The organism is Parablautia sp. Marseille-Q6255 (assembly GCF_951230155.1).
In the GTDB taxonomy this organism is placed as follows: Bacteria; Bacillota; Clostridia; order Lachnospirales; family Lachnospiraceae; genus Choladousia.
Genome location: NZ_CATNVD010000010.1, coordinates 106,049 through 127,268, shown reverse-complemented (window position 1 = coordinate 127,268; position 21,220 = coordinate 106,049). Strand labels below are relative to the sequence as shown.

The window sequence follows — 21,220 nt, the reverse complement described above, 5'->3', positions numbered from 1 at the left end:
GAGAAGATGAATAACACGAAAAAAACAAGTTATCTTGCAGCAGCTGCTGCGGCAGTCATTGTCATCGCGATCCCGTTTCTTACACCAAATAATTATATTATGCAGATCATCAATATGATCGGTATTTATATTATCCTTGGTACCGGAATCAATATCCTGACAGGATATACAGGGCAGCTTTCGCTTGGTCAGGCGGCATTCTTCGGAATTGGTGCGTATACGGCGGCACTGACTAATACGAGATTTGGTTTTGGTTTTCTTCCGGCGCTTGTCTGCGCTATGGTTCTGACCGGACTCTTTGGTCTGGTACTGGCAGTTCCGGCGTTGAAGGTAAAAGGAAGCTATCTGGCTCTTCTGACTATGGGATTTGGAGAAATTGTCCGCATCGTAATGATCAACTGGACGCCGGTAACAAACGGTACGGCAGGTGTTCTGGGGATCGAAAGCCCGAAGCTTTTCGGCTTTGCATTTGATACACTTCCGAAATACTATTTTCTGATTGTTATTTTTGTAGCGGCGGGGCTGCTGTATCAGAACCGTCTGATTAAGACAAGGACAGGACGGGCGCTGATCGCGATCCGTGAGGATAATGAAGCGGCAGAGCTTACGGGAATCAATGTTACGACGTATAAGATCCGTGCCTTTGTACTCAGCGCTGTTTACTGCGGTATTGCAGGCGTTCTTTACGCAATGATGATTAAGTACGTAAGCCCTGACACATTTACGAACAACACGTCAAGTATCATACTCTGGACAGCGATTGTCGGAGGTTTTGGTACGATCCTCGGACCTGTTATCGGTGGCATTGTTATGCAGGTGCTGCCGGAGGCTCTGCGTTTTCTCGGAAACTGGAGACTTGTTGTTTATGGAGTGATCCTTCTGGTCGTAATCCTGAAATTCCCAGGCGGATTGTATCCGTATATTCAGAAATTTATTGACAGATTTAAAAAGGCACCCGAGCCCGGGCTGACAGGAAAGGAGTGAGTGCGCAATGGCTCTGTTGGAACTTAAAAATGTATCAAAAGTATTCGGAGGTCTTACGGCAGTAGGAAATCTTGATCTGACAGTGGAAGAAAATCAGATTGCCGCACTGATCGGCCCGAATGGCGCTGGGAAAACGACCGTATTTAATATGATCACCGGGGCGTATAAGGTATCAGAGGGAGATATTACCTTTCAGGGAGAGCGTATCAGCGGACTGAAACCTCATAAAATCGTGGAAAAGGGGATTGCCCGTACCTTTCAGAATATCCGTCTCTTTAAAAAAGCGACAGTACTGGAAAATGTGATGACCGGATTTCATACCAAAAGCTCTGGCGGTATGTTCAATATTATTTACAATCCGGTAAAAATCAGCAGAGAAGAAGCCGAAATCCGTGAGAAAAGCATTGAAATTCTGAAGTTCCTCCATCTGGAGGATATTATGGGGCTGGAGGCATGCAATATTCCGTACGGTACACAGAGACTTCTGGAAATTGGGCGCGCACTGGCAACCGGACCGAAGCTGCTGCTTCTCGATGAGCCGGCTGCAGGCATGAATTCTACAGAAAAGCAGGAGCTGATGAAAACAATTTACAGGATCAGAGATAAGTACCATCTTTCTGTACTGCTTGTGGAGCATGATATGGAGCTTGTAATGGGGATCTCAGAAAATATTACCGTAGTGAATTTCGGTCGCCGCATAGCAAACGGAACAGCGGAGCAGGTGCAGACGAACCCCGCAGTAATCGAAGCATATCTGGGAAGGAGTGAGGAATAAATGGCAGAAAAAACGCAGATTTTGAAAATCTCAAATCTGGTATCTTCTTACGGCAATATCAGGGCTCTCACCGATATTAACGCAGAAGTAAACAAAGGCGAGATTGTAACGCTCCTTGGGGCCAACGGCGCGGGTAAGTCTACGCTGATGAAATCAATCCTGGGTATGGTTCATATTGACAGCGGAAGTATTCTCTACAACGGAACGGAGCTGGTGGGAAAAAAGAGTCATCAGATCGTGCCGCTGGGGATATCCCTTGTTCCGGAGGGAAGAAAAATTTTTGTTGATGTATCAGTGGAAAATAATCTGGAGATAGGGACATATTTTCGCACAAGGACAAAGGCAAGAGATAAGGAATTGCTGGATATGGTATATGAGACATTTCCGCGGCTTTATGAACGAAAAAAACAGCTTGGCGGTACACTTTCCGGCGGCGAGCAGCAGATGCTGGCAGTCGGCCGCGCGATCATGTCAGATCCGCAGCTTCTGATGCTGGATGAGCCGTCGATGGGACTTGCGCCTCTCGTTGTAGCAGAAGTATTTGAAGTGATCAAAAAAGTGCGCGATATGGGGATCACAGTTCTTCTGGTAGAGCAGAATGCCAGCATGGCGCTGCGTATCTGCGACCGGGCATACGTTTTAAACACGGGAAAGATTACGGGCATGGTATCAAACGAGCAGGAGAATATGCAGGAAATTGCTGACAATATGCTCCGTGAGGCATATCTGGGTGCGAAAAAGCAGGATCGATCAGAGAGAGGAGAAACTGGAGGAAAATGAAACTTGAAAATATTAAATTAAATCTTGATACAGAGATCGTATACAACGTGGGCTGGCCGATGGGCAAGACAAATGCTCCGCGATGCTATAATAAGATATTTGAAGTGCTGGATATGAATGCGATCATGCTGCCGGTAGAGATTCAAAAGGGTATGCTGCCGCAGTTTATGGACGCCTGCAGGCTCTTGAATATTCACTATCTGTGTCCGACGATGCCTCATAAAAAGGATTTTATCCCGCTGCTCGATGATGTGGACGAGGTATCACGGCTGTTTCAGTCGGTCAATGCGATCCGCATTGACGAGAAAGGAAGCCACGGAGTCGGCATGGACGGAAAGGGAGCCATACGCGCAATGGAAAATGGCGGAGCAAAGCTTGACGGGATCAATGCGCTTATGTATGGGGCAGGCAGTATCAGCGGCGTGGTAGGATATGAGCTTTCCAGAAAAAATGTAAAAAAACTGTATATTGCAAACCGTTCTGTGGAAAAGGCTGAAGAAATCGCGAAAATTTTAAGGGAAAATACACCGATGGAGACAGAAGTGATCACGACAGCCCGGGAAGCACTGGACCGGGCGGCAGAAGAATGTGAGCTTCTTGCAAATGTTACCCCGCTTGGCATGTGTGGTTTTCCTGCAAAACATGATTATCTCGGATTTATTGACCGTATGCCGAAAACGGCAACCGTATTTGACTGTATTATCAATCCGCCGAAAACAGAGGTGATCGGGGCGGCGCAGAAAAACGGGCTGAATACTGTTCCCGGTATGCAGATGCTCGTTTCCCAGATGGATGTGATCTTTGACTTTATGTTTGGAAAGAAGCTGCTGCCGGAACATAAAGAAGCGTGCCTGGATGAACTTTGTTCCTTCCTTGGGGTAGAGCGCTGAAAAAGCGGCAGGAAATTATAAAATCAAATAATCCGCAGCAGATGCGGTATGTGAGGAGGAAATGATGATGGCACAGAAACTATTGACATCGGCACACTTACTGGAGATTTTCATGCCTTACCGTTCCGATGAGGCGAGAATGATTGATGTACTGCACAAAGCAGTAGAGCTTGACTTTTATAAGGGAGTAGAGCTTGGAATCTTTTTCGATAAGACGAATCGAAAAGAGGTACGCCGTATTTTGGAAGAAAATCATCTCAACGGAACGACTTTTGCAACGCCCTATGTAAAAGATCAGAAGCTCGGACTGTCCGATCTGGACGAGGGAAGGCGGAGAAAGGCAGTAGAGCTTGTGAAGGAACTGGCAAATTATGCGGCAGATACAGGCTATACAAATTTTGGCGTTCCAAGTGGTGACGATCCGGGACCTGTTTTTCGAGGGCTGGCAAAGAATGTTCTGGCAGAATCTATGATCGAGATTGCAGATCACTGTAAGAGCCTGGGGCTGAATCTGACGCTGGAACCGCTTGACCGTTACGTGTTTAAAAAGCAGCTGATCGGACCGATCGAAGAATCTGTGATCTGGTTTGCGCCGATTCACGAGGAGTGCCCGAATGCATATATCCATTGGGACAGTGCGCACGAGGCCCTGGGCGGCATGGATCTGATGAAATCGCTGGAAGTAACAGCGCCGTTTCTGGCGCAGTTCCACCTGTGTAATGCGATCGTAGATCCATCGCATCCGTGTTTTGGCGATCTGCATATGGATGTGGGCGAGGGTCCTGATTTTGAGACGGAGGGCTTCCTGACACCGGCTCTTGGTGCAGAAATATTAAAGAAAGCAGCATCCTATGATAAGCCGGCAGGTGTAAAGGATGTCTATGTATCAGTAGAGGTTCTGGGACATCCGGGGGATAATTTATGGCTGAAGGAGCGCAACGCAAGAGAATTTCTGATGAAGTGTTTTGAAATTGCCGGAATGAGCGTAAAATAAAGGACGGGAAACGTATGATTATGAAAGAAAAGCTGGCACAGCTTTCTATGTGTTACAGTATCAGTCTGATGAATTACAAAGGGAGAGAATACTGTGTGAGCGCTTCGGAAGAACGTGGCGGTGAGATCGTCATGGTTGATACAGAAACGAAGAAATTATCAAAGATCGCAGGACTGGACGGCGGGGTGATGGCAGTCATACCGGTACCGGAACAGGACGGTGTATTCCTTGCGATCCAGAAATTTTATCCCGTATTTGATTCGCAGGAAGCAGAGGTGGTATGCTGTAAGATCAGCGGAGAAATCTGTGATGTAATGGAAGCGGAAGTAAAAACAGTCGTTCCTCTGCCGTTCGTACACAGAATCGCACTGACGGGCAAGCCCGGAGTACGCAGACTGATTGCTGCCACGCTGTGCGGCGGAAAAGATTTTGCAGATGACTGGTCCAGACCGGGGGCTGTGTATGAATACTTGCTGAATGAGGATATGCAGGTGTGCAAAACGCGGACGCTCCTCGAGGGCATTACGAAAAACCACGGTATGTATACATATGAAAAGAAAGGCGGCTCTTATATCCTGATAAGCGGAGCAGAGGGCGTGTGGGGGATTGACGGTCAGTGTGCTGTCAGAAAACTCTGTGATGAGCCGGTCAGTGATCTGTGTATGTATGATGTGGATGGCGATGGAACAGACGAAATGGTCTGTATTAGTCCTTTCCACGGAAATGCCATGAAGGTACTCAAAAGAACTTCACAGGGCTGGGAGGCTATTGCGCAGGAAGCACTTGATTTCGGTCATGCAGTCTGGAGCGGCAGATGCGGGGATGGTGTACTGCTCATTTCCTGCAGCAGGAGCGGAGATAAATGTACAAAGCTGTACCGGCCGTGTACTGCAGAAGCATTCGGTTTAGAGCAGATGAAGGCAGATGAAGGCGCAGGTGCTTCAAATATTTGCGTAAAGGAAATGGAAAATTCTGTAGTTCTGTATGCGGCAAACCATGAACAGGGGGAAGTGGCAAGATACACGATTATGTAATGAAGAATGTGAGATGAAATGGTGCACGTCTGAAATGAAAAATAAGTGACAGAGTGTAAATCCAGGGCTGCTGCAAAACGATCCGGCGGATATGTATTTTGCGGCAGCCTTATTTTACCAGAACAGGAGGATAAAAATGCAGTATTATATCGGACTTGATAATGGGGGAACAACTACAAAAGCAGCGCTTTTTGACAGCAGAGGAAAACAGATCGGATGCTGTAGTACCGCAACGAAAGCACTGACACCGTGTCCGGAGTTTGTCGAACGTGATATGGAGGAAATGTGGGAGGCAAACTGCCAGGTGGTACGGGGCGTATTGGAGAAGACGGGTATTGAGCCGGAGCGCGTGGCAGGTGTGGGAATCTGTGGGCATGGAAAAGGACTGTACCTGTGGGGGAAAGATGACAGACCTGTTAGGAATGGCATTATCTCAACCGACAACCGCGCATATCGTTATGTGGAACGCTGGAGAGCAGATGGTACAGAGGAAAAGGCTTTTGCGATTTCCTGTCAGCACCTGATGAGCTGTCAGCCTGTTGCACTTCTCGCATGGCTGAAAGATCACGAGCCGAAGAATTATGAAAATATTAAATACGTCTTTGAGTGTAAGGACTATGTCCGGTTTCGCCTGACCGGTGAAGCGCGTGCTGAGGTCACGGACTATTCCGGGGCGCACTTTATGAATTTGAAAACCCGGGAATACGAGCCGGAGCTTTTGCGTCTGTTCGGAATTGAAGAAATGCAATTTGCGCTTCCGCCTCTTTGCCGTGCAGATGAAATTGCCGGATACGTGACGAAAGAGGCGGCAGCACAGTGCGGTCTGAAGGAAGGAACACCCGTTGCAGGAGGCTTTTTTGATATCAATGCATGCGCGATCGCATCTGGCGTGATCTATCCGGATCTGATATGTATGATCGCAGGGACATGGTCGATCAATGAATATATCCGTCGGGAACCGGTACTGGACGGAAACGTGCAGATGAATTCTCTATTTGGACTGCCGCAGTATTATCTGATCGAGGAATCCAGCGCGACATCGGCAGGAAATAATGAATGGTTTATCCATCAGCTCTTGCCGGAAGCAGAGGAAGAGGCAAAAAAGCGTGGCAGAAGCATATATGAGACGGTGAATGAATGGGTGGAGAGCATTTCTCCCCAGGTGTTTGTGCCTGTATTTCTTCCGTTCCTTATGGCGTCGAACGTCCACCCAAATGCAAAAGCAAGTATTGTGGGCCTGAATATCTCACATACGAGAAAACATATTGCGCGGAGTATCTATGAGGGAATTGCTTTTTGCCACCGCTATCATCTTGAGAGACTGCTTGCAACAATGGATGAGAGACCAAGGGCGATCCGCCTTTCAGGAGGTGCAGCAAAGTCACAGGTATGGGCGCAGATGTTTGCAGATATCATGCAGCTTCCAATCGAAACAGTGGAAGCGGAAGAAGCAGGTGCGCTTGGCTGCGCAATCGCTTCGGCAGCTGCAGTTGGAGAGTATACGTCTATGGCTGCGGCGGTAGAAAATATGACAGCAGTGGGGAGGAAAATAAAACCGGATCCGAAGCTTGCAGAAATCTATGATCGAAAATATAAGATCTATAGAAAAACGTTAGAGTGTCTTGACGGATTGTGGGATCAAATGCAGGAGATGGTGGAAAATGGTGAATAAACAGGGAAAGAAAAATAAAATAAGATATTGGTGATAAGTAACAAAATTTAAAAGTGCAATTTGTTGGATGTTTCCATTGACAAATGAAGAAAATTTGGATATACTGACGATGATAAAACGTTTTAGCAAATGAGATATGGTTTTATCGCAAAATATAATAGTATTTTGTTGATAATAAATAGCAAATTTGTTTTAAATTAAGGTGAATGACAGGATGCGATAAAATGGGAACAACAATTAAAGATGTTGCAAATGAAGTAGGTCTTTCTATAACGGCTGTGTCTCAGGTATTAAATGGAAAGGATTGCAGAATATCAAAGGAAAAAAGAGAGCTTATTCAAAAGAAGGCAAAAGAACTGAATTATCAGCCAAATAGAAATGCGGTTGCATTAGTGACAAATTGTACTAAAATTATCGGCGTTATCCTGAATGACATCAGTAATATATATTTTGCAGAATTTGCGAAGGGCGCAGAGGATGTTGCATCGGAAAATGGATATCAATTGCTTCTGGTAAATATGCAGAATCGTTGGAATAAGCCGAAAAGCTTTGCAAATCTTCTGGGATATGACAGTACAGATGGACTGATCATAACAAGAGATTTAGATACACCCGAGCTGAAAAAATATATAGATACATATTATCATGAAAGAAAAAAACCACTTGCAAATGCAGGAAATGGAGAGATGCGTTTTCCGAGCGGAAACATAATTTTTGATAATGAGCAGGGAGGGTATATAGCAACCAAACATTTGCTGGAACTGGGGCATCGCCGGATTGGCTGTATTACTGGCTGTGAGTATACGCCATTGTCCCGTCTTCGCGGCTATAAACGAGCATTAAATGAATATGGGATTGAATACGACGAAGCCCTCGTGAAGGTTGGTGATTTTCATGAGGAGCTGGCTGCCAGACACGCGCAGACTCTCTATGAACAGGGAGTTACAGCTATTTTTGCTTTCAATGATCTGATGGCGTATGGTGTTTATCGGATGGCGGAGCAGAACCAGCTTTGCATTGGGAAGGATTTATCAGTAGTAGGATTTGATGATCTGGAATTTTCAGCATTTCTTTCCACACCGCTTACTACGATACAGCAGCCGGCATATAAAATGGGAGAAGCAAGCTGCAAAATGCTGATCGACATGATTAAACATAATACACAGACAGCAGAAGATGTCTATTTTCAGCCTCGGTTAATTGTGCGAAAAAGTACCGGGCGTGCAGTCTGACAAGATCAGAATATTGACACATAAAAAGATCCGCTATGGTAAAAAACGATGTATATTCCATAGCGGAAAAAAACATCGAACTGATAAAACGTTTTATCAAAAAAGAAAAACAATAATAATTTTTTTCATAGATGATAAAACGTTTTAGCAAATAAATGAAGGGATCCAGGTAATTATGAAAGTTTATTGTGAGTATTTGAACAATCCGGTTGGAATCGACCGGGAGCATCCAAGATTCTCATGGGTAGTTGATGAGGATATATCGAAACAAAAAGCATATCGTGTAGTTGTGCGCAGGGAGGAGAGCGGCCAGATAGTATGGGACAGTGGCGTGGTTGATTCTGACGAGACGCTGAATATACCTTACAATGGTTTGCGGCTGGAAACCGCGCAGACGTATCAGTATACTGTAGAAATATTTTGCAGCTCAGGCGCAGTGATTAAAAAAGAAGATAATACCTTTACCATGGGAATTATGGAACAGCCAGTCTGGCGTGCAGCGTGGATCGGAGGCCCCTGGATGGAGGTGCAGGCATTTTGGTTCCGGACGTCTTTTGAAATTAAAAAGCCGGTGAGGACAGCATTTGTATATGTGATCAGTCCAAATTATTATGTATTGTCTGTCAATGGACATCGGTGTGGAGATGCAGTACTGCAAAATGCAAATACCGATCCGGCAAAGACGTTATTATACGCAGCCTATCCTGTAGAAGCAAGTCTGCTGCAGGGAGAAAATGTAATTGGTATAGAATTGGGGAATGGATGGAAAGCATTGAGTCTTGGACAAACGGACGCAGGAGTGGGAGAACACATGTTTTCTCTTCAGCTTCGCATAGAGTATACAGATGGAACATACGAGTGGATTTACAGTGATCCGGATAACTGGTCTTATACAAAAAAGGGGCCTGTACATGAAAATAGTATCTATCACGGCGAATTTTATGATGCACAGGATGAATTGCCAGGGTGGGATATGCCGGGATTTTCAATGGAAGAATCAGGTGCCGAGTGGTTTGATGCAGTTGAGTTTGAGCCGGAAGAAGGCGAAGTAAGAGCGCAGTGTCTGGAACCTATCAGGGTGGTCAAAACGATGAAACCTGCAAAGATTTATGAAATTGCAGATGGCAGTTACACCTTTGATATGGGGCAAAATTTTGCAGGGTGGGCGAGATTACGTGTATGTGGTGAACGGGGAACGAAAATCCGGCTGGTTTACAGCGAGCTGGAATATGCAGACCATACTGTTAATCAGATCAGCCTGCGTCATGTGCGGGCTACTGACACATATGTACTTCGCGGTGAAGGGATAGAAGAATATGAACCAAGATTTACATTCCACGGATTTAGATATGTACAGGTGTTTGGTCTGCCTCAGAAACCAGATGAATATACGCTGACGGGGTGCGTTGTTCGGTCAGATGTTGAGAGAATTGGACAGTTTTCCTGTGACAATGCACTTCTGAATCAGTTCCAGAGCAATATATGCTGGACAGAAGAGAGTAATCTGCACAGCATTCCGACCGATTGTCCGCAGCGTGATGAGCGTCTTGGGTGGACGAATGATATGACTGTAAGGAATGAATGTGCACTTTATAATTATCGCCTTGCATCGCTTTACACGAAGTGGCTTGGAGATATTCGTGATACGCAGGGAAAAAAGACAGGAGCCATCACAGATACGGCACCATTTCGAGTATTTGGCTGCAGACCGGCAGATCCGGTTGGCGCTTCTCTTGTGTTATTGCCATGGAATATGTATCTTCACTATCGTGATGTACGTATTCTGGAAGAAAACTATGATGCAATAAAACGCTTCCTTAGATATCTGGAAAAGAATACGACGGATTATATTATGCGATGGGCCACAATGGGAGACTGGGCTGCACCTATAGGAGATAATGATGTAAATAGTATTGGCGGGGGAGCAGTTTCCCTGGTGACGCCGCCACGTATGGTAGCGACTGCATTCTTTTATTACGAATGTACGTTGATGGAAAAAATTGCATCTGTTCTTGGCAAGAAAGAAGATGTAGATTATTACAAGGATCTGAGTGATAAGGTAAAAGAAGCATTTTTGAAAACATATTATAATCGTGCAGGAAAATATGTGGGATTAAATAGCCAGGGAGGTAACACGATAGCGCTTTATTTTGGTCTGATACCAGAAGAAGACCGCCATTATGTAATGGAAAATCTGGTAAAAGATATTGTAGAGACACGAAATTATCATCTGACAACAGGAAACCTGTGTTCCAGATATATCATAGAGGTGCTCCTGACAAATGGATATAGGGATGTGGCGTATAAGCTTCTGACTCAGACTACATACCCAAGCTGGGGGTATATGATTGAAAAAGGTGCGACAACGGTTTGGGAACGCTGGGAAGAGATTGTTTCAGAAGACAGCTGTCTGAGTAAGATGGCATCTTACAATCATCCAATGTATGGTGCGGTCGGCGTATGCTTCTATAAATATTTTGCAGGTATTCTTGCGGATGAGGAACAGCCGGGATTTAAAAATGTGATTATTCGCCCGGTGATACCGGAAGCATTAAAACATGTGGAAGCCTGCGTAGATACGATGCGAGGAAGAGTCGCAAATACATGGTTTGTTGGTGAACATAGCTTCAAAATGAAAACACAACTGCCATTTAATACGACAGCCAGGATCTATATACCAAAAGCGAATGCTAATACTGTGTATACGAATATCAAGGTAAATGGCAGAGATATTTATGAAAAAGGTACTGTTGTTGATGGAAACTGCCGGGAGGAGGAATATTATATTGTTCTTTTCGCGGAAGCAGGGACGTATGTGATCGAATGTAATTGACAGAAAAGGATGGGGGATATGAAACATAGTGAATACAAAATCTGGTTTGACTCCATAAGCATGGAATTTCCCGGAGTTCTGGCAGTGGATGATGTGTCCTTTGGCGTAATGCCGGGTGTCGTACATGTTATGATGGGAGAAAATGGTGCCGGAAAATCTACGTTGATGAAGATATTGAATGGAGTAAACACTCCATCAAAAGGAAAACTGTATGTATCCGGGCAGGAAAGACATTTTTCTTCAGCAATGGATGCAAAACATCACGGAGTGGCAATGATCTATCAGGAACTGAGTTATATTCCTGATATGACGGTAGAGAAGTATCTGATGCTGTGCAATGAACCGAAAAAAGGATGCTTTATCGACTGGAAAGGGGTCAGCCGGGAAGCAAAAAAGATACTGGAGGAAGAGGGACTGGCTTATGATCCGAAAATGAAGCTGCGGGATCTCAGTGTTTCTGATATACAGCTGCTCGAGATCATAAAATGCACACGGGGAGAAAATGTGGATGTACTGGTCATGGATGAGCCAACCTCTGCTTTAACGGATAAAGAAGTGAGCCGGTTATTTGAGAAAATTGAAAATCTGAAAAAATCAGGGGTAACGATTCTCTACATTTCGCATAAGATGGACGAAATTTTTAAGATCGCAGATTACATTACTGTTATGCGTGATGGAAAGCATATTAAAACAGGAAAAGCATCGGAGTTTGATGAGAATTCTCTGGTAGCGCTTATGGTGGGAAGGGAACTGTCCAATGTATATCCGAAAGAGACGGTACCTATCGGAGATACAGTACTGGAAGTAGAGCATCTGTCATCGGAATACAGTCGCCTTAAAGACATTTCCTTCCATGTAAAGAGAGGAGAGATTGTTGGAATCGGAGGTCTGATGGGAGCCGGTCGTACAGAAACGGTGAGGGCTGTTTTTGGAATTGATAAATTTGATGAAGGAACTATTAAGGTAGATGGTCATCCCGTAAAGATCCGATCCGTTTCCGATGCGATTCGGGCAGGGATCAGCATGGCAACAGAAGATCGCCGGCGCCTGGGGCTGATATTCTGCAGGAACATCAAAGAGAATATTTCCCTGTCAAGTCTTGATAAGATATCAAAATTTAAGTTTATAGAAAAAAGAAAAGAAAAACAGATAACACAGATGTATTTCGATAAAATGGGGGTAAAGGCACCAAGTATAAACTATCATGCAGGAACCTTATCCGGTGGAAATCAGCAAAAGGTAGTACTGGGAAAATGTCTGATGACAGATGCGAAGGTTCTTATTCTGGATGAACCGACCAGAGGGATTGACGTAGGTGCCAAGTGGGAAATTTATAAGCTCATGGTTGATCAGGCGAGAAAAGGAATGGGGATCATTATGATTTCGTCAGAACTCCCGGAATTTATCGGGATGTGTGACAGAGCTTATATCATGAACGGCGGAAGGATTACAGGTGAGCTGGATCGTTCAGAACTGACACAGGAAAATGTAGTAAGACTTGCAGCGGGAGGTAAAAAGTAAAATGGAAAAAACGAAAGTTAAATCTGTGATAGAGACTGTAACAAGAAAGTATGGGATTTTTTTGGTGTTTGTAGCACTGATTATTATAGGCAGTTTTATTTCACCGTATTTTATCAAGGTAAAAAATGTGACAAATGTTTTGCGCCAGATTTCTGTAACGGGGGTTTTGGCATTGGCTGAAATGGTTCTGATTATTTCGGGACAGATTGATCTGTCGCTGGGATCAGTCGTAGCACTGAGTGGTATGTTTTCCGTAAGTGCATATTTAAGTACCGGATCTCTGGCAGTTGGAATCATTGTTGCGATTTTAGTTAGTGTAGTCTGCCTGACAATTAGCGGGGTTCTGGTCGCTCATGTACATCTTCCTGCATTTATCGCAACAATGGCTATGGATTATATTGCCAGAGGTATCTGCTACATTTATACGGGAGGTCAGGCGACATATGAAATAGGCAATTACTCTGTTATTTCTACTGCGTATATTGGTCCTATTCCGCTTCCAGTGTATATTTTCTTTTTTATGGCGATCATCATTGCAGTTGTGATGAATAAAACTACTGTTGGAAGAGATATTTTTGCAGTCGGAGGAAATCAGGATGCAGCAAATGCATCAGGTATTAATGTGAGGGCTACGATCATCAGGACATTTGTAATTGCAGGACTTCTTACTGGTGTAGCAGCAGTGCTTCAGATCGCACGAGTGAATTCTGCAATCCCCGATACGGCAATGAACTATCATGGCGATGCCATCGCCTCGGCAATTATAGGAGGGACAAGCTTTACCGGAGGTGTTGGCACAGTATTTGGATGTCTTGTAGGTTCAGCTATTATGGGATTTTTGACAAATCTTCTGAATCTGGTAGGACTTGATTCTTATATCCAGATGGTAACAAAAGGAGTCATCATTATCGGAGCTCTGGCAATTGACCTGACAAGTAAGAACAAACGCATTAAGAAAAAATAAGCCTGTCAAGTACAGCTTTGCTGTACAGCAGATAGAATCGTGGGAATAAGTGGCCACATTTCCGCGGTGAAACTAATTAACTATATAATATTTAGGAGGACAAAGAGATGAAGAAAAAAATGCTTGGTATGATGATGGTAACAGCTCTGTCTGTTACAGCAATGGGAACCATGAATGTAAGTGCAGAAGAAGAGTATAAGGTTCTGATCGGCGCATCGAATATGTCAGGATCGTTCTATTCATGGCTTGCAAACAGTTGTGCGGAGGAATGTGAAAAGCTGGGCATGAAAGCTGACATATTCGACTTTGAATCTGATTCCGCAAATGTAGCTACTTTATTTGAACAGGCAATAGTGGGTGACTATAATGGCGTGATTATCGACATTCCTGATCAGGATCTGCCAATGGAAGACTTGCTCAATGATGCAAAAGAAAATGATGTATGGGTCGTATTTGTAAACAATGCAACAGAGGCAGAAGGATACAGTGTGCATGTTGGTCTCGACAATTATACGCTTGGCGGGAATATCGGAACAGCAGCTGCTGAAATGATACCGGAAAATGGAAAAGGGCTTATCATGAAAGCCACACCAGGCAATACAGGATCGGAGGATCGTTATCAGGGATTTGTGGACGCACTGGAAGAAGCAGGAAGAGATGATATTGAGATTTTAGCAGTACAGAACAGTAAAGACTGGTCAAAAGAAGGCGCAATGGCTGTTATGGAAGACTGGACACAGCTTTATGATGATTTTGATTTTGTTTATGCTCCATGCGATGACATGGTTGTAGGCTGTATCGAGGTTTGTGAGGCAGCTGGCTACGATACGCAGAAAACACAGTTTTTTGGCATTGATGCACTTGCAAACGGCTGCAATGCGGTAAAGGATGGCACAATGACAGCTACAATCCTTCAGGATGCGACGGACGAAGCAGCTGCTTCTGCTTCAGCACTCAAAGATATGATTACAGGTAAGGATACAAGCTCCCGACTGATTGCACTCGACGGTACTGTTGTAACCTCAGAAAATGTAGACGATATTATTGCAATGCATACGGAAAACGGAATGATGAAATAGTAGATGTGATTGTTTCGATTTTTGCCAGAAGCTAAGATGCGGAATTACCCGATGGACAGATCGCTATGTGTTATGTTCTGTCGGGTAATTTTACTACAGGAAATTTGGGAGCGTGGAAGCTAAAATGCAAAGGAAAATCAGATGGGGAATTATGGGTGCCGGTGCTGTCGTCCAACGCTGGATCAAGGGAGCGATGCAGCTTGAAGATATAGAAATCAAAGCAATATCATCAAGAAGTACAGCGTCGGCAAAAGAAGTTGCAGATAAATGGAATATTCCATTTACAATGACGTATGACGAAATGGTGGAATGTTCTGATATTGATATTGTATATATTGCAGTTCCTCATACAGCACATAGGGAGCTTGCATTAAAAGCGATGAATGCTGGAAAAAATGTGTTGTTGGAAAAACCGGCAACAATTAATGCAGAAGAATTTCAAGAATTGATAGCGTGTGCAAAGCTAAATAATGTTTTTCTAATGGAGGCTGTTTGGACCAGATTTTTCCCTGTTATTCAAAAAGCCCTGTCCTACATTGAAAATGGTAGAATAGGAGAGGTAAGAACGATAGAATCGAACTTTTCTTTTCGTGTTGCAGACAACGACAAATCAAGGTTGACAGACCCACTAAGAGGTGGGGGAGGACTTCTTGATACAGGTGTTTACAATTTACATTTTGCACACATGGTATACAATAAAGTACCAATTTGCATGAAAGGAATGGCATCCATGGATACAGATGCGTGCCATTTTCAGGTTGATGAACAGGCTGCATATATTGGACAGTATGACTGTGGAGAGCTGGCTGTCATGATGAGTGGTATACGTACGGAAACATTACATACGGCATATATTTATGGAACAAAAGGTTATATAGTTATACCGGTTTTCTGGAAGCCTACGGAGTTAGAGGTAGTTGTCGGAGCGGAAAAGGAACGGATAGAAATTCCTGTATTGCAAAAAGTGAATGGGGTTGTAGATGAGGGATATCAGTACGAGATATCGTATGTAAATAAGTGCATCAGGGCAGGAATTAAAGAGTCTCCCGACATTCCGTGGAATGTCACGTTAAATGTTTTGAAGCAAATGGATAGTTTAAGAAAGGACTGGGGGCTTAGTTATCCGTCAGAGAAAAAAGGAGGAAGATTATAATGGGATCGCAAAGAGGAGCATTTATGAGAGGATTAGACAAAATGATCATCAAGGAGATACCGAAGCCATCAGCTGGACCAGGAAATGTAGTGGTATCATTGGAATATGTGGGGATTTGCGGATCAGATGTGCATTATTATCACAATGGCCGAGTAGGTGCTTATGAGGTAGATCTTTCACAGGATTATATGTTAGGACATGAATGCGCAGGTACAGTAGTAGAAGTCGGAGATGGTGTATCAAATCTGAAGGTTGGCGACAGGGTAGCATTAGAACCGGGAGTAACAGACGGTACATGTGAATTTTGTAAAGCAGGAAAATATAATCTTTGTCCGAATGTGGAATTTTTGGCAACGCCGCCGTATCATGGCTGTAATGAAGAGTTTATAGAACATCCGGCAGCGTATTGCTTTAAATTACCGGAAAATGTAAGCACAATGGAAGGGGCACTGATCGAGCCTCTGTCTGTAGGATTTCATGCAGCGAATCAGGGGAATGTTCAGGTGGGCGATACGTGTGTAATACTGGGTGGTGGATGTATTGGCATTATGACAATGCTTTCCTGTAAAGCGCATGGCGCTGGTAAAATTATCGTCTCAGACCTTGTGGAGGCACGACTGGAAAAGGCGAAGGCGTTGGGAGCAGATTATGTTCTTAATGGCGCAAATTGTGATGTGATGAGAGAAGTAATGAAATTAACAGACGGCAAAGGTGCAGATAAAGTTTTTGAGACAGCAGGGGCACCAGCTACGATCACACAAACGCCATTTCTTGCAAAGCGCGGCGGAACTGTTATTTTAGTCGGGCTATCCGTAAAACCGGAAATTAACTATAATTTTGCTCAGGTGATGGATAAAGAATTAACCATAAAATCTGTATTTCGGTACAGAAACATTTACGAAAAAGCAATTGCCGCTGTTGCAGGAGGCGCGATTAACGTAAAAGATGTCGTTACACATGAATTTGAGTTTGAACAGATTCAGGAGGCATATGATGAGGCAGTGAAGAATAAGACAGATCTTGTGAAAGCTGTAATACATATCTCCTGAGCAATAAAGCGCAGGTTACGAAGCAATATAAAGAAAGATATTGCGAATGATACAGCATGTATGAAAGAGAAGAAATCCGGAGCTGGAGATTCTTCTCTTTTTGCATATTTTCAGGCTGCTCCTATACAGGAGTTAAATTTTATGTGAAAGCGTGGCACTGACTTTTTTAATCACATCGTTTAATGTCCAGACCAGGCTCACACCTGCGGCGATACCGAGCGCATACTGTGCGGTAGTATATCCAAATTCCCGGGCAGCGTTCCAGTCTTTGGAAACGATGCAGCTCATCGTATAATAAAGTGTGCTTCCGGGGATCAGAGGAATGATAGTCGGGATAAAAAATACCGTAGCGGGAGCCCTGAAGCGCCGTGCCATTACTTCAGCATAAAGTGCAGAAAAGGCGGCTGTGACAACAGAAGGCATTAAGACTCCACCAAAAAAACGTGCGGAGATGAGATATATCCCCCAGTTGAAAAATCCGCCGAGAGCCGCAGGCAGGATGAGCCGAGGTCTTACGTGAAATAAAAGAGCAAATCCCATAGAACCGGTCATGGCAGTGATCAGTTGTAATATTATATGCTTCATATCATCTCAGCCTCCCATCAGTAAGATCGCCCCCATAAAGCCTACAGCAAGGGCGCCTGACCAGACAAGTGTTTCTATAAAACGCATAATGCCGGAGATGGTATCTCCTACCAGGATATCACGGATCGAATTAGTCATGGCGATTCCGGGGATCAGAAGCATGATGTCTCCGATCATGATCTCGTCTGTGTGTACAAACGAGATCAGGTGGCCGATGAGGCAGATAATTATGCCAATAATAAAGGCGCACATCAGGTTAAAGGAAATTTTATTTTTACAAAGGGGACCGAGAAAATCCTGCAGCAGGCAGATTAAAATAGCAGAAAAAGCTCCTGCGAATCCATCAGCCAGTGTTCCGCCAAAAAATATGGCAAAGCTGCCGGCTGCCAGCATGCTTCCAAGATATACAGCAATTCGCCTGGGAAGATTACAGTTGATTTTTTCAAAGTCTGCCTGAAGTATTTCAGGGGGCGTTGGAGCAGCACAGTAGCAGCGGCTTAAGTGATTGAGACGCTCCAGTTTCAGAAAATCAGTACTTCCCGCAGAGACGATCCTGCGGGCCTGCGTACACTCATTTCCATCAGGCATAGTCATTGTTACGATAATGCTGGAGGTGATGACAAATACATTCATGTTGACGGCGCCGTAGGCTCGTCCTATGCGGTTTAGTGTATCTTCTACCCGGTTCACTTCTCCGCCGCAGGACAGCATACATTCGCCGATGTTCAATAATTGATGCAGCATTGCTTCCGATTCGTTCATGTTCCTTCCTCCGCCTGTAAATGAAACATTTGTTCTGCGCCAATATAGCAGAATCGGCTTTTTCAGTGTCGGTTTATTCGTTGTATCCCCTATAGTTACACGAGTTTCTGAAATGATTATATTGAGAAAAAGCAGAAAAGTCAATAGAAACAATGCGGAAGGTTATTGCCATAGATTTGTGGGCATTTTTATTATTTTTCTATATTCTCTATCTGCCAGTCGATCGGAGCCACTCCGTTTTGCTCTAAGAACTTATTTGCCCGTGAAAATGGTCTGCTTCCGAAGAATCCACGATAGGCGGAGAGCGGGCTGGGATGCGGCGCTTCAAGGATCAGATGCTTCGGATTGTTCAGCATCGCTTTTTTCATCTGTGCCGGACGTCCCCACAGGATGAATACGATCGGACGATCCTGTTCGTTTAATATGCGGATCGCAGCATCCGTAAACTCCTCCCAGCCGATGCCACGATGGGAATTCGCCTGATGTGCACGCACTGTCAGCACTGTGTTCAGAAGAAATACTCCCTGCTGTGCCCACTTTGTCAGATATCCATTATTTGGAATATAGCAGCCGCAGTCCTCATGCAGTTCTTTATAAATATTTACAAGTGACGGAGGTATTTCTACATCTGGCTTAACGGAAAAACATAGCCCATGCGCCTGCCCGTCGCCATGATACGGATCCTGCCCCAGGATCACGACCTTCACCTTCTCAAGCGGAGTATATGCAAATGCGTTGAAAATGTCATCCGCCGGCGGATAGATCACCCGTGTGCGGTATTCTTCATTTACCTTCTGATACAGCTTTGCATAGTATGGTTTGGCAAACTCCGGTTTTAGCGGAATAAGCCAGTCATTTGAAATTGGCGGCATATGTCCGTCCTCCTTATCTGTTTTTTCTGTTGTATTTCTCTTTTCATTTTCTGATTTACAGTTTCAAAGACATGTAATCAAAAGCGATGTACTGTCCATCTATCTTAAAAAATGCCGGGTGCGTACCTGTCTTTTGAAAGCCAAACTTCTCATAAAGGCAGATTGCCGGCTTATTGTCACTGCGTACCTGAAGATCGAGCACTTCAAAAGAATTCTTCCTTGCAAATGCAAGGATCTCCTCTAAAAGCCTGCTGCCGATCCCTCTGTTCCAGTACTCCTTAGCTACAGCAATACAAAACTCACCGCGATGGTTCATACGCCGCGGCAGGCGGCTTACGCTGGCGTCCCCTATGATCTTCCCGTCCGCTTTTGCAAGGAGCATAATGGAATCTGCGGATTCTGCCATCCCGGCAATAAAGGCGGCCTCATCTGCTTCGGAGACCGGCAATCCTTCTGCCCCAAAGGTCAGGTTTTCCGTCTGTGCTCCGACTGTCTTTAAATATTCAAGCAGCGCCGCCGCGTTGGCCGGAGATGCCTTTTCGATCGTTATATTCATGGTGTGCTCCTCCATTTTCTGTCTTTATCAATCCGGTACAGATATGCAAAGTATACTGCACATCGCCAAATAAAACGCATCTACAACCGCACCGATACGCCGCGCTCCCTCAGATACTGCTTCACCTCACGTATCTCCAGCTCTTTATAATGGAAGAGGGATGCTGCAAGCGCCGCATCTGCATTTCCTTCTGTCAGTGCATCATAAAAGTGTGCCTTTGTTCCTGCACCGCCGGAAGCAATGACCGGGATTGAAACATTCTGCGCGATTGTTCTCGTAAGCTCTATATCATATCCGGCTTTTGTCCCATCGCAGTCCATGCTTGTGAGCAGGATCTCTCCCGCGCCGAGCCGGTCGCACTGCATCGCCCATTCTACTGCATCGATCCCCATATCGACTCGTCCGCCATTTTTATAGATATTCCAACCGCTTCCGTCCTCGCGTTTTCTCGCGTCGATCGCTACGACAACACACTGACTGCCAAACTTCTCCGCGGCATCACGGATGAGCTGCGGATTCATGATCGCAGCCGAATTGACAGAAATCTTATCCGCCCCTTCTCGAAGCAAAAGCCGGAAGTCATCCACTGTACGGATACCGCCGCCTACCGTAAACGGAATAAACACTTTCTTTGCGACCTCCCGGACCATATCGACTACCGTACTGCGTGCATCGGAAGAAGCCGTAATATCAAGAAAAACGAGTTCATCGGCACCTGCCTTATCGTAAGCAGCCGCAATTTCAACGGGATCTCCGGCATCTTTTAAATTGACAAAATTAACACCCTTTACAACGCGCCCGTTATGTACGTCAAGGCATGGAATAATCCGCTTTGTAAACATATCCTTCGTCCCTCCTACAGTTTGATAAAGTTTTTCAGAATGGCCAGACCTGTATCACTGCTCTTTTCCGGATGGAACTGGCAGGCGAACACATTTCCCTGTTCAATGGACGCATGAATATGCACCGCATACTCCGTCGATGCCGTTACAATCTCTTCATCCTCTGCTTCCAGATAGTATGAATGGACAAAATAGACATAGGAATCCTCTTCAATACCTGCAAACAGCCTGCCTGAATGATCGTAATGCAGCGAATTCCACCCCATGTGCGGAATCTTCAGCCCGTCTGTTGACGGAATCCGAAGGATTTTTCCCTTGCAAATGCCAAGCCCTTCAACCCCTGGCGATTCCTCGCTTGATTCAAAGAGAAGCTGCAGGCCCAGGCAGATACCAAGCAGAGGCGTGTCATTTTTTGCCACCTGTCGTATCACGTCAGTCAGCCCATATTGTTGCAGCTTCTCCATCGCATCACCGAAAGCACCGACACCTGGCAGGATCACCTTGTCTGCACTGAGTATCGCATCCTTCTCCCGTGTGATCACCGGTACCTCGCCAAGTGATACAAGCGCTTTTTCCACGCTCTTCAGATTGCCGGCGTCATAATCAATAATCGCTATCATACGTCCATCCCTCCGCCTAAAAT

20 protein-coding genes are annotated in these 21,220 nt (G+C 44.8%); 14 read left to right on the top strand and 6 right to left on the bottom strand.

All coding sequences use genetic code 11. The annotated features are described in order from the left end of the window. Window positions 1-6 precede the first annotated feature (6 nt). The 14 genes from QOX44_RS09320 to QOX44_RS09255 all read left to right on the top strand — a co-directional run bounded on the left by QOX44_RS09320 (window position 7) and on the right by QOX44_RS09255 (window position 16,960). Window positions 7-984 (top strand): branched-chain amino acid ABC transporter permease, encoded by a 978-nt coding sequence (locus QOX44_RS09320; protein ID WP_283682825.1) that lies wholly within the window; start codon window positions 7-9, stop codon window positions 982-984. Between the two features lie 7 nt (window positions 985-991). Beyond that, complete coding sequence (locus tag QOX44_RS09315) at window positions 992-1,759, top strand: ABC transporter ATP-binding protein (RefSeq protein WP_283682824.1); 768 nt, start codon at window positions 992-994, stop codon at window positions 1,757-1,759. Further along, window positions 1,760-2,539 carry an ABC transporter ATP-binding protein gene (locus QOX44_RS09310; RefSeq protein WP_283682823.1) on the top strand — a complete coding sequence of 260 codons (780 nt, stop codon included), beginning with the start codon at window positions 1,760-1,762 and terminating at the stop codon, window positions 2,537-2,539. After that, window positions 2,536-3,429 carry a shikimate dehydrogenase family protein gene (locus QOX44_RS09305; RefSeq protein ID WP_283682822.1) on the top strand — a complete coding sequence of 298 codons (894 nt, stop codon included), beginning with the start codon at window positions 2,536-2,538 and terminating at the stop codon, window positions 3,427-3,429. Before QOX44_RS09310 ends, QOX44_RS09305 begins: the two co-directional genes overlap by 4 nt. 67 nt (window positions 3,430-3,496) lie before the next feature. After that, complete coding sequence (locus QOX44_RS09300) at window positions 3,497-4,423, top strand: sugar phosphate isomerase/epimerase family protein (RefSeq protein WP_283682821.1); 927 nt, start codon at window positions 3,497-3,499, stop codon at window positions 4,421-4,423. 14 nt (window positions 4,424-4,437) lie between these two features. Beyond that, window positions 4,438-5,457 (top strand): hypothetical protein, encoded by a 1,020-nt coding sequence (locus QOX44_RS09295; protein ID WP_283682820.1) that lies wholly within the window; start codon window positions 4,438-4,440, stop codon window positions 5,455-5,457. A gap of 136 nt (window positions 5,458-5,593) precedes the next feature. Next, window positions 5,594-7,129, top strand: coding sequence for an FGGY-family carbohydrate kinase (locus QOX44_RS09290; protein WP_283682819.1), 1,536 nt, complete (start codon window positions 5,594-5,596; stop codon window positions 7,127-7,129). Window positions 7,130-7,353: 224 nt separating this feature from the next. After that, window positions 7,354-8,361, top strand: coding sequence for a LacI family DNA-binding transcriptional regulator (locus QOX44_RS09285; RefSeq protein ID WP_283682818.1), 1,008 nt, complete (start codon window positions 7,354-7,356; stop codon window positions 8,359-8,361). 175 nt (window positions 8,362-8,536) lie between these two features. Then, window positions 8,537-11,194 (top strand): alpha-L-rhamnosidase, encoded by a 2,658-nt coding sequence (locus QOX44_RS09280; protein ID WP_283682817.1) that lies wholly within the window; start codon window positions 8,537-8,539, stop codon window positions 11,192-11,194. Between the two features lie 18 nt (window positions 11,195-11,212). Further along, a complete protein-coding gene (locus QOX44_RS09275) occupies window positions 11,213-12,715 on the top strand; it encodes a sugar ABC transporter ATP-binding protein (protein WP_283682816.1) in 1,503 nt (500 codons plus the stop codon). A gap of 1 nt (window position 12,716) precedes the next feature. Further along, window positions 12,717-13,679, top strand: a complete 963-nt coding sequence (locus QOX44_RS09270) for an ABC transporter permease (RefSeq protein WP_283682815.1) — start codon at window positions 12,717-12,719, stop codon at window positions 13,677-13,679. A 107-nt stretch (window positions 13,680-13,786) separates the two neighbouring features. Next, on the top strand, window positions 13,787-14,758 hold the full coding sequence (locus tag QOX44_RS09265; protein WP_283682813.1) for a sugar ABC transporter substrate-binding protein: 972 nt from the start codon (window positions 13,787-13,789) through the stop codon (window positions 14,756-14,758). Between the two features lie 112 nt (window positions 14,759-14,870). Next, complete coding sequence (locus tag QOX44_RS09260) at window positions 14,871-15,911, top strand: Gfo/Idh/MocA family protein (RefSeq protein WP_283682812.1); 1,041 nt, start codon at window positions 14,871-14,873, stop codon at window positions 15,909-15,911. Between the two features lie 23 nt (window positions 15,912-15,934). Further along, entirely contained in the window at window positions 15,935-16,960 is a 1,026-nt protein-coding gene (locus QOX44_RS09255) for an NAD(P)-dependent alcohol dehydrogenase (protein ID WP_283682811.1), read from the top strand. A 132-nt stretch (window positions 16,961-17,092) separates the two neighbouring features. Here the strand turns inward: QOX44_RS09255 and QOX44_RS09250 are convergent, their stop codons facing one another. From QOX44_RS09250 to hisH, 6 genes are all read right to left on the bottom strand, one after another. Continuing rightward, window positions 17,093-17,545: a threonine/serine exporter family protein gene (locus QOX44_RS09250; RefSeq protein WP_283682810.1), complete on the bottom strand. Its 453-nt coding sequence runs from the start codon at window positions 17,543-17,545 to the stop codon at window positions 17,093-17,095. A 6-nt stretch (window positions 17,546-17,551) separates the two neighbouring features. Next, a complete protein-coding gene (locus tag QOX44_RS09245; RefSeq protein ID WP_283682809.1) occupies window positions 17,552-18,307 on the bottom strand; it encodes a threonine/serine exporter family protein in 756 nt (251 codons plus the stop codon). A gap of 191 nt (window positions 18,308-18,498) precedes the next feature. Then, window positions 18,499-19,179 carry a uracil-DNA glycosylase gene (locus QOX44_RS09240; RefSeq protein ID WP_283682808.1) on the bottom strand — a complete coding sequence of 227 codons (681 nt, stop codon included), beginning with the start codon at window positions 19,177-19,179 and terminating at the stop codon, window positions 18,499-18,501. A 55-nt stretch (window positions 19,180-19,234) separates the two neighbouring features. Further along, a complete protein-coding gene (locus QOX44_RS09235) occupies window positions 19,235-19,735 on the bottom strand; it encodes a GNAT family N-acetyltransferase (protein WP_283682806.1) in 501 nt (166 codons plus the stop codon). Between the two features lie 80 nt (window positions 19,736-19,815). Continuing rightward, window positions 19,816-20,577, bottom strand: a complete 762-nt coding sequence (gene hisF, locus QOX44_RS09230; RefSeq protein WP_283682805.1) for an imidazole glycerol phosphate synthase subunit HisF — start codon at window positions 20,575-20,577, stop codon at window positions 19,816-19,818. A 14-nt stretch (window positions 20,578-20,591) separates the two neighbouring features. Next, window positions 20,592-21,197, bottom strand: a complete 606-nt coding sequence (gene hisH, locus QOX44_RS09225) for an imidazole glycerol phosphate synthase subunit HisH (RefSeq protein WP_283682804.1) — start codon at window positions 21,195-21,197, stop codon at window positions 20,592-20,594. Window positions 21,198-21,220 lie beyond the last annotated feature (23 nt).

Coding starts and splice junctions, on each gene's coding strand:
- QOX44_RS09320 (WP_283682825.1), top strand. CDS start 7: ATGAATAACACGAAAAAAACAAGTTATCTTGCAGCAGCTGCTGCGGCA.
- QOX44_RS09315 (WP_283682824.1), top strand. CDS start 992: ATGGCTCTGTTGGAACTTAAAAATGTATCAAAAGTATTCGGAGGTCTT.
- QOX44_RS09310 (WP_283682823.1), top strand. CDS start 1,760: ATGGCAGAAAAAACGCAGATTTTGAAAATCTCAAATCTGGTATCTTCT.
- QOX44_RS09305 (WP_283682822.1), top strand. CDS start 2,536: ATGAAACTTGAAAATATTAAATTAAATCTTGATACAGAGATCGTATAC.
- QOX44_RS09300 (WP_283682821.1), top strand. CDS start 3,497: ATGGCACAGAAACTATTGACATCGGCACACTTACTGGAGATTTTCATG.
- QOX44_RS09295 (WP_283682820.1), top strand. CDS start 4,438: ATGATTATGAAAGAAAAGCTGGCACAGCTTTCTATGTGTTACAGTATC.
- QOX44_RS09290 (WP_283682819.1), top strand. CDS start 5,594: ATGCAGTATTATATCGGACTTGATAATGGGGGAACAACTACAAAAGCA.
- QOX44_RS09285 (WP_283682818.1), top strand. CDS start 7,354: ATGGGAACAACAATTAAAGATGTTGCAAATGAAGTAGGTCTTTCTATA.
- QOX44_RS09280 (WP_283682817.1), top strand. CDS start 8,537: ATGAAAGTTTATTGTGAGTATTTGAACAATCCGGTTGGAATCGACCGG.
- QOX44_RS09275 (WP_283682816.1), top strand. CDS start 11,213: ATGAAACATAGTGAATACAAAATCTGGTTTGACTCCATAAGCATGGAA.
- QOX44_RS09270 (WP_283682815.1), top strand. CDS start 12,717: ATGGAAAAAACGAAAGTTAAATCTGTGATAGAGACTGTAACAAGAAAG.
- QOX44_RS09265 (WP_283682813.1), top strand. CDS start 13,787: ATGAAGAAAAAAATGCTTGGTATGATGATGGTAACAGCTCTGTCTGTT.
- QOX44_RS09255 (WP_283682811.1), top strand. CDS start 15,935: ATGAGAGGATTAGACAAAATGATCATCAAGGAGATACCGAAGCCATCA.
- QOX44_RS09250 (WP_283682810.1), bottom strand. CDS start 17,545: ATGAAGCATATAATATTACAACTGATCACTGCCATGACCGGTTCTATG.
- QOX44_RS09245 (WP_283682809.1), bottom strand. CDS start 18,307: ATGAACGAATCGGAAGCAATGCTGCATCAATTATTGAACATCGGCGAA.
- QOX44_RS09240 (WP_283682808.1), bottom strand. CDS start 19,179: ATGCCGCCAATTTCAAATGACTGGCTTATTCCGCTAAAACCGGAGTTT.
- QOX44_RS09235 (WP_283682806.1), bottom strand. CDS start 19,735: ATGAATATAACGATCGAAAAGGCATCTCCGGCCAACGCGGCGGCGCTG.
- hisF (WP_283682805.1), bottom strand. CDS start 20,577: ATGTTTACAAAGCGGATTATTCCATGCCTTGACGTACATAACGGGCGC.
- hisH (WP_283682804.1), bottom strand. CDS start 21,197: ATGATAGCGATTATTGATTATGACGCCGGCAATCTGAAGAGCGTGGAA.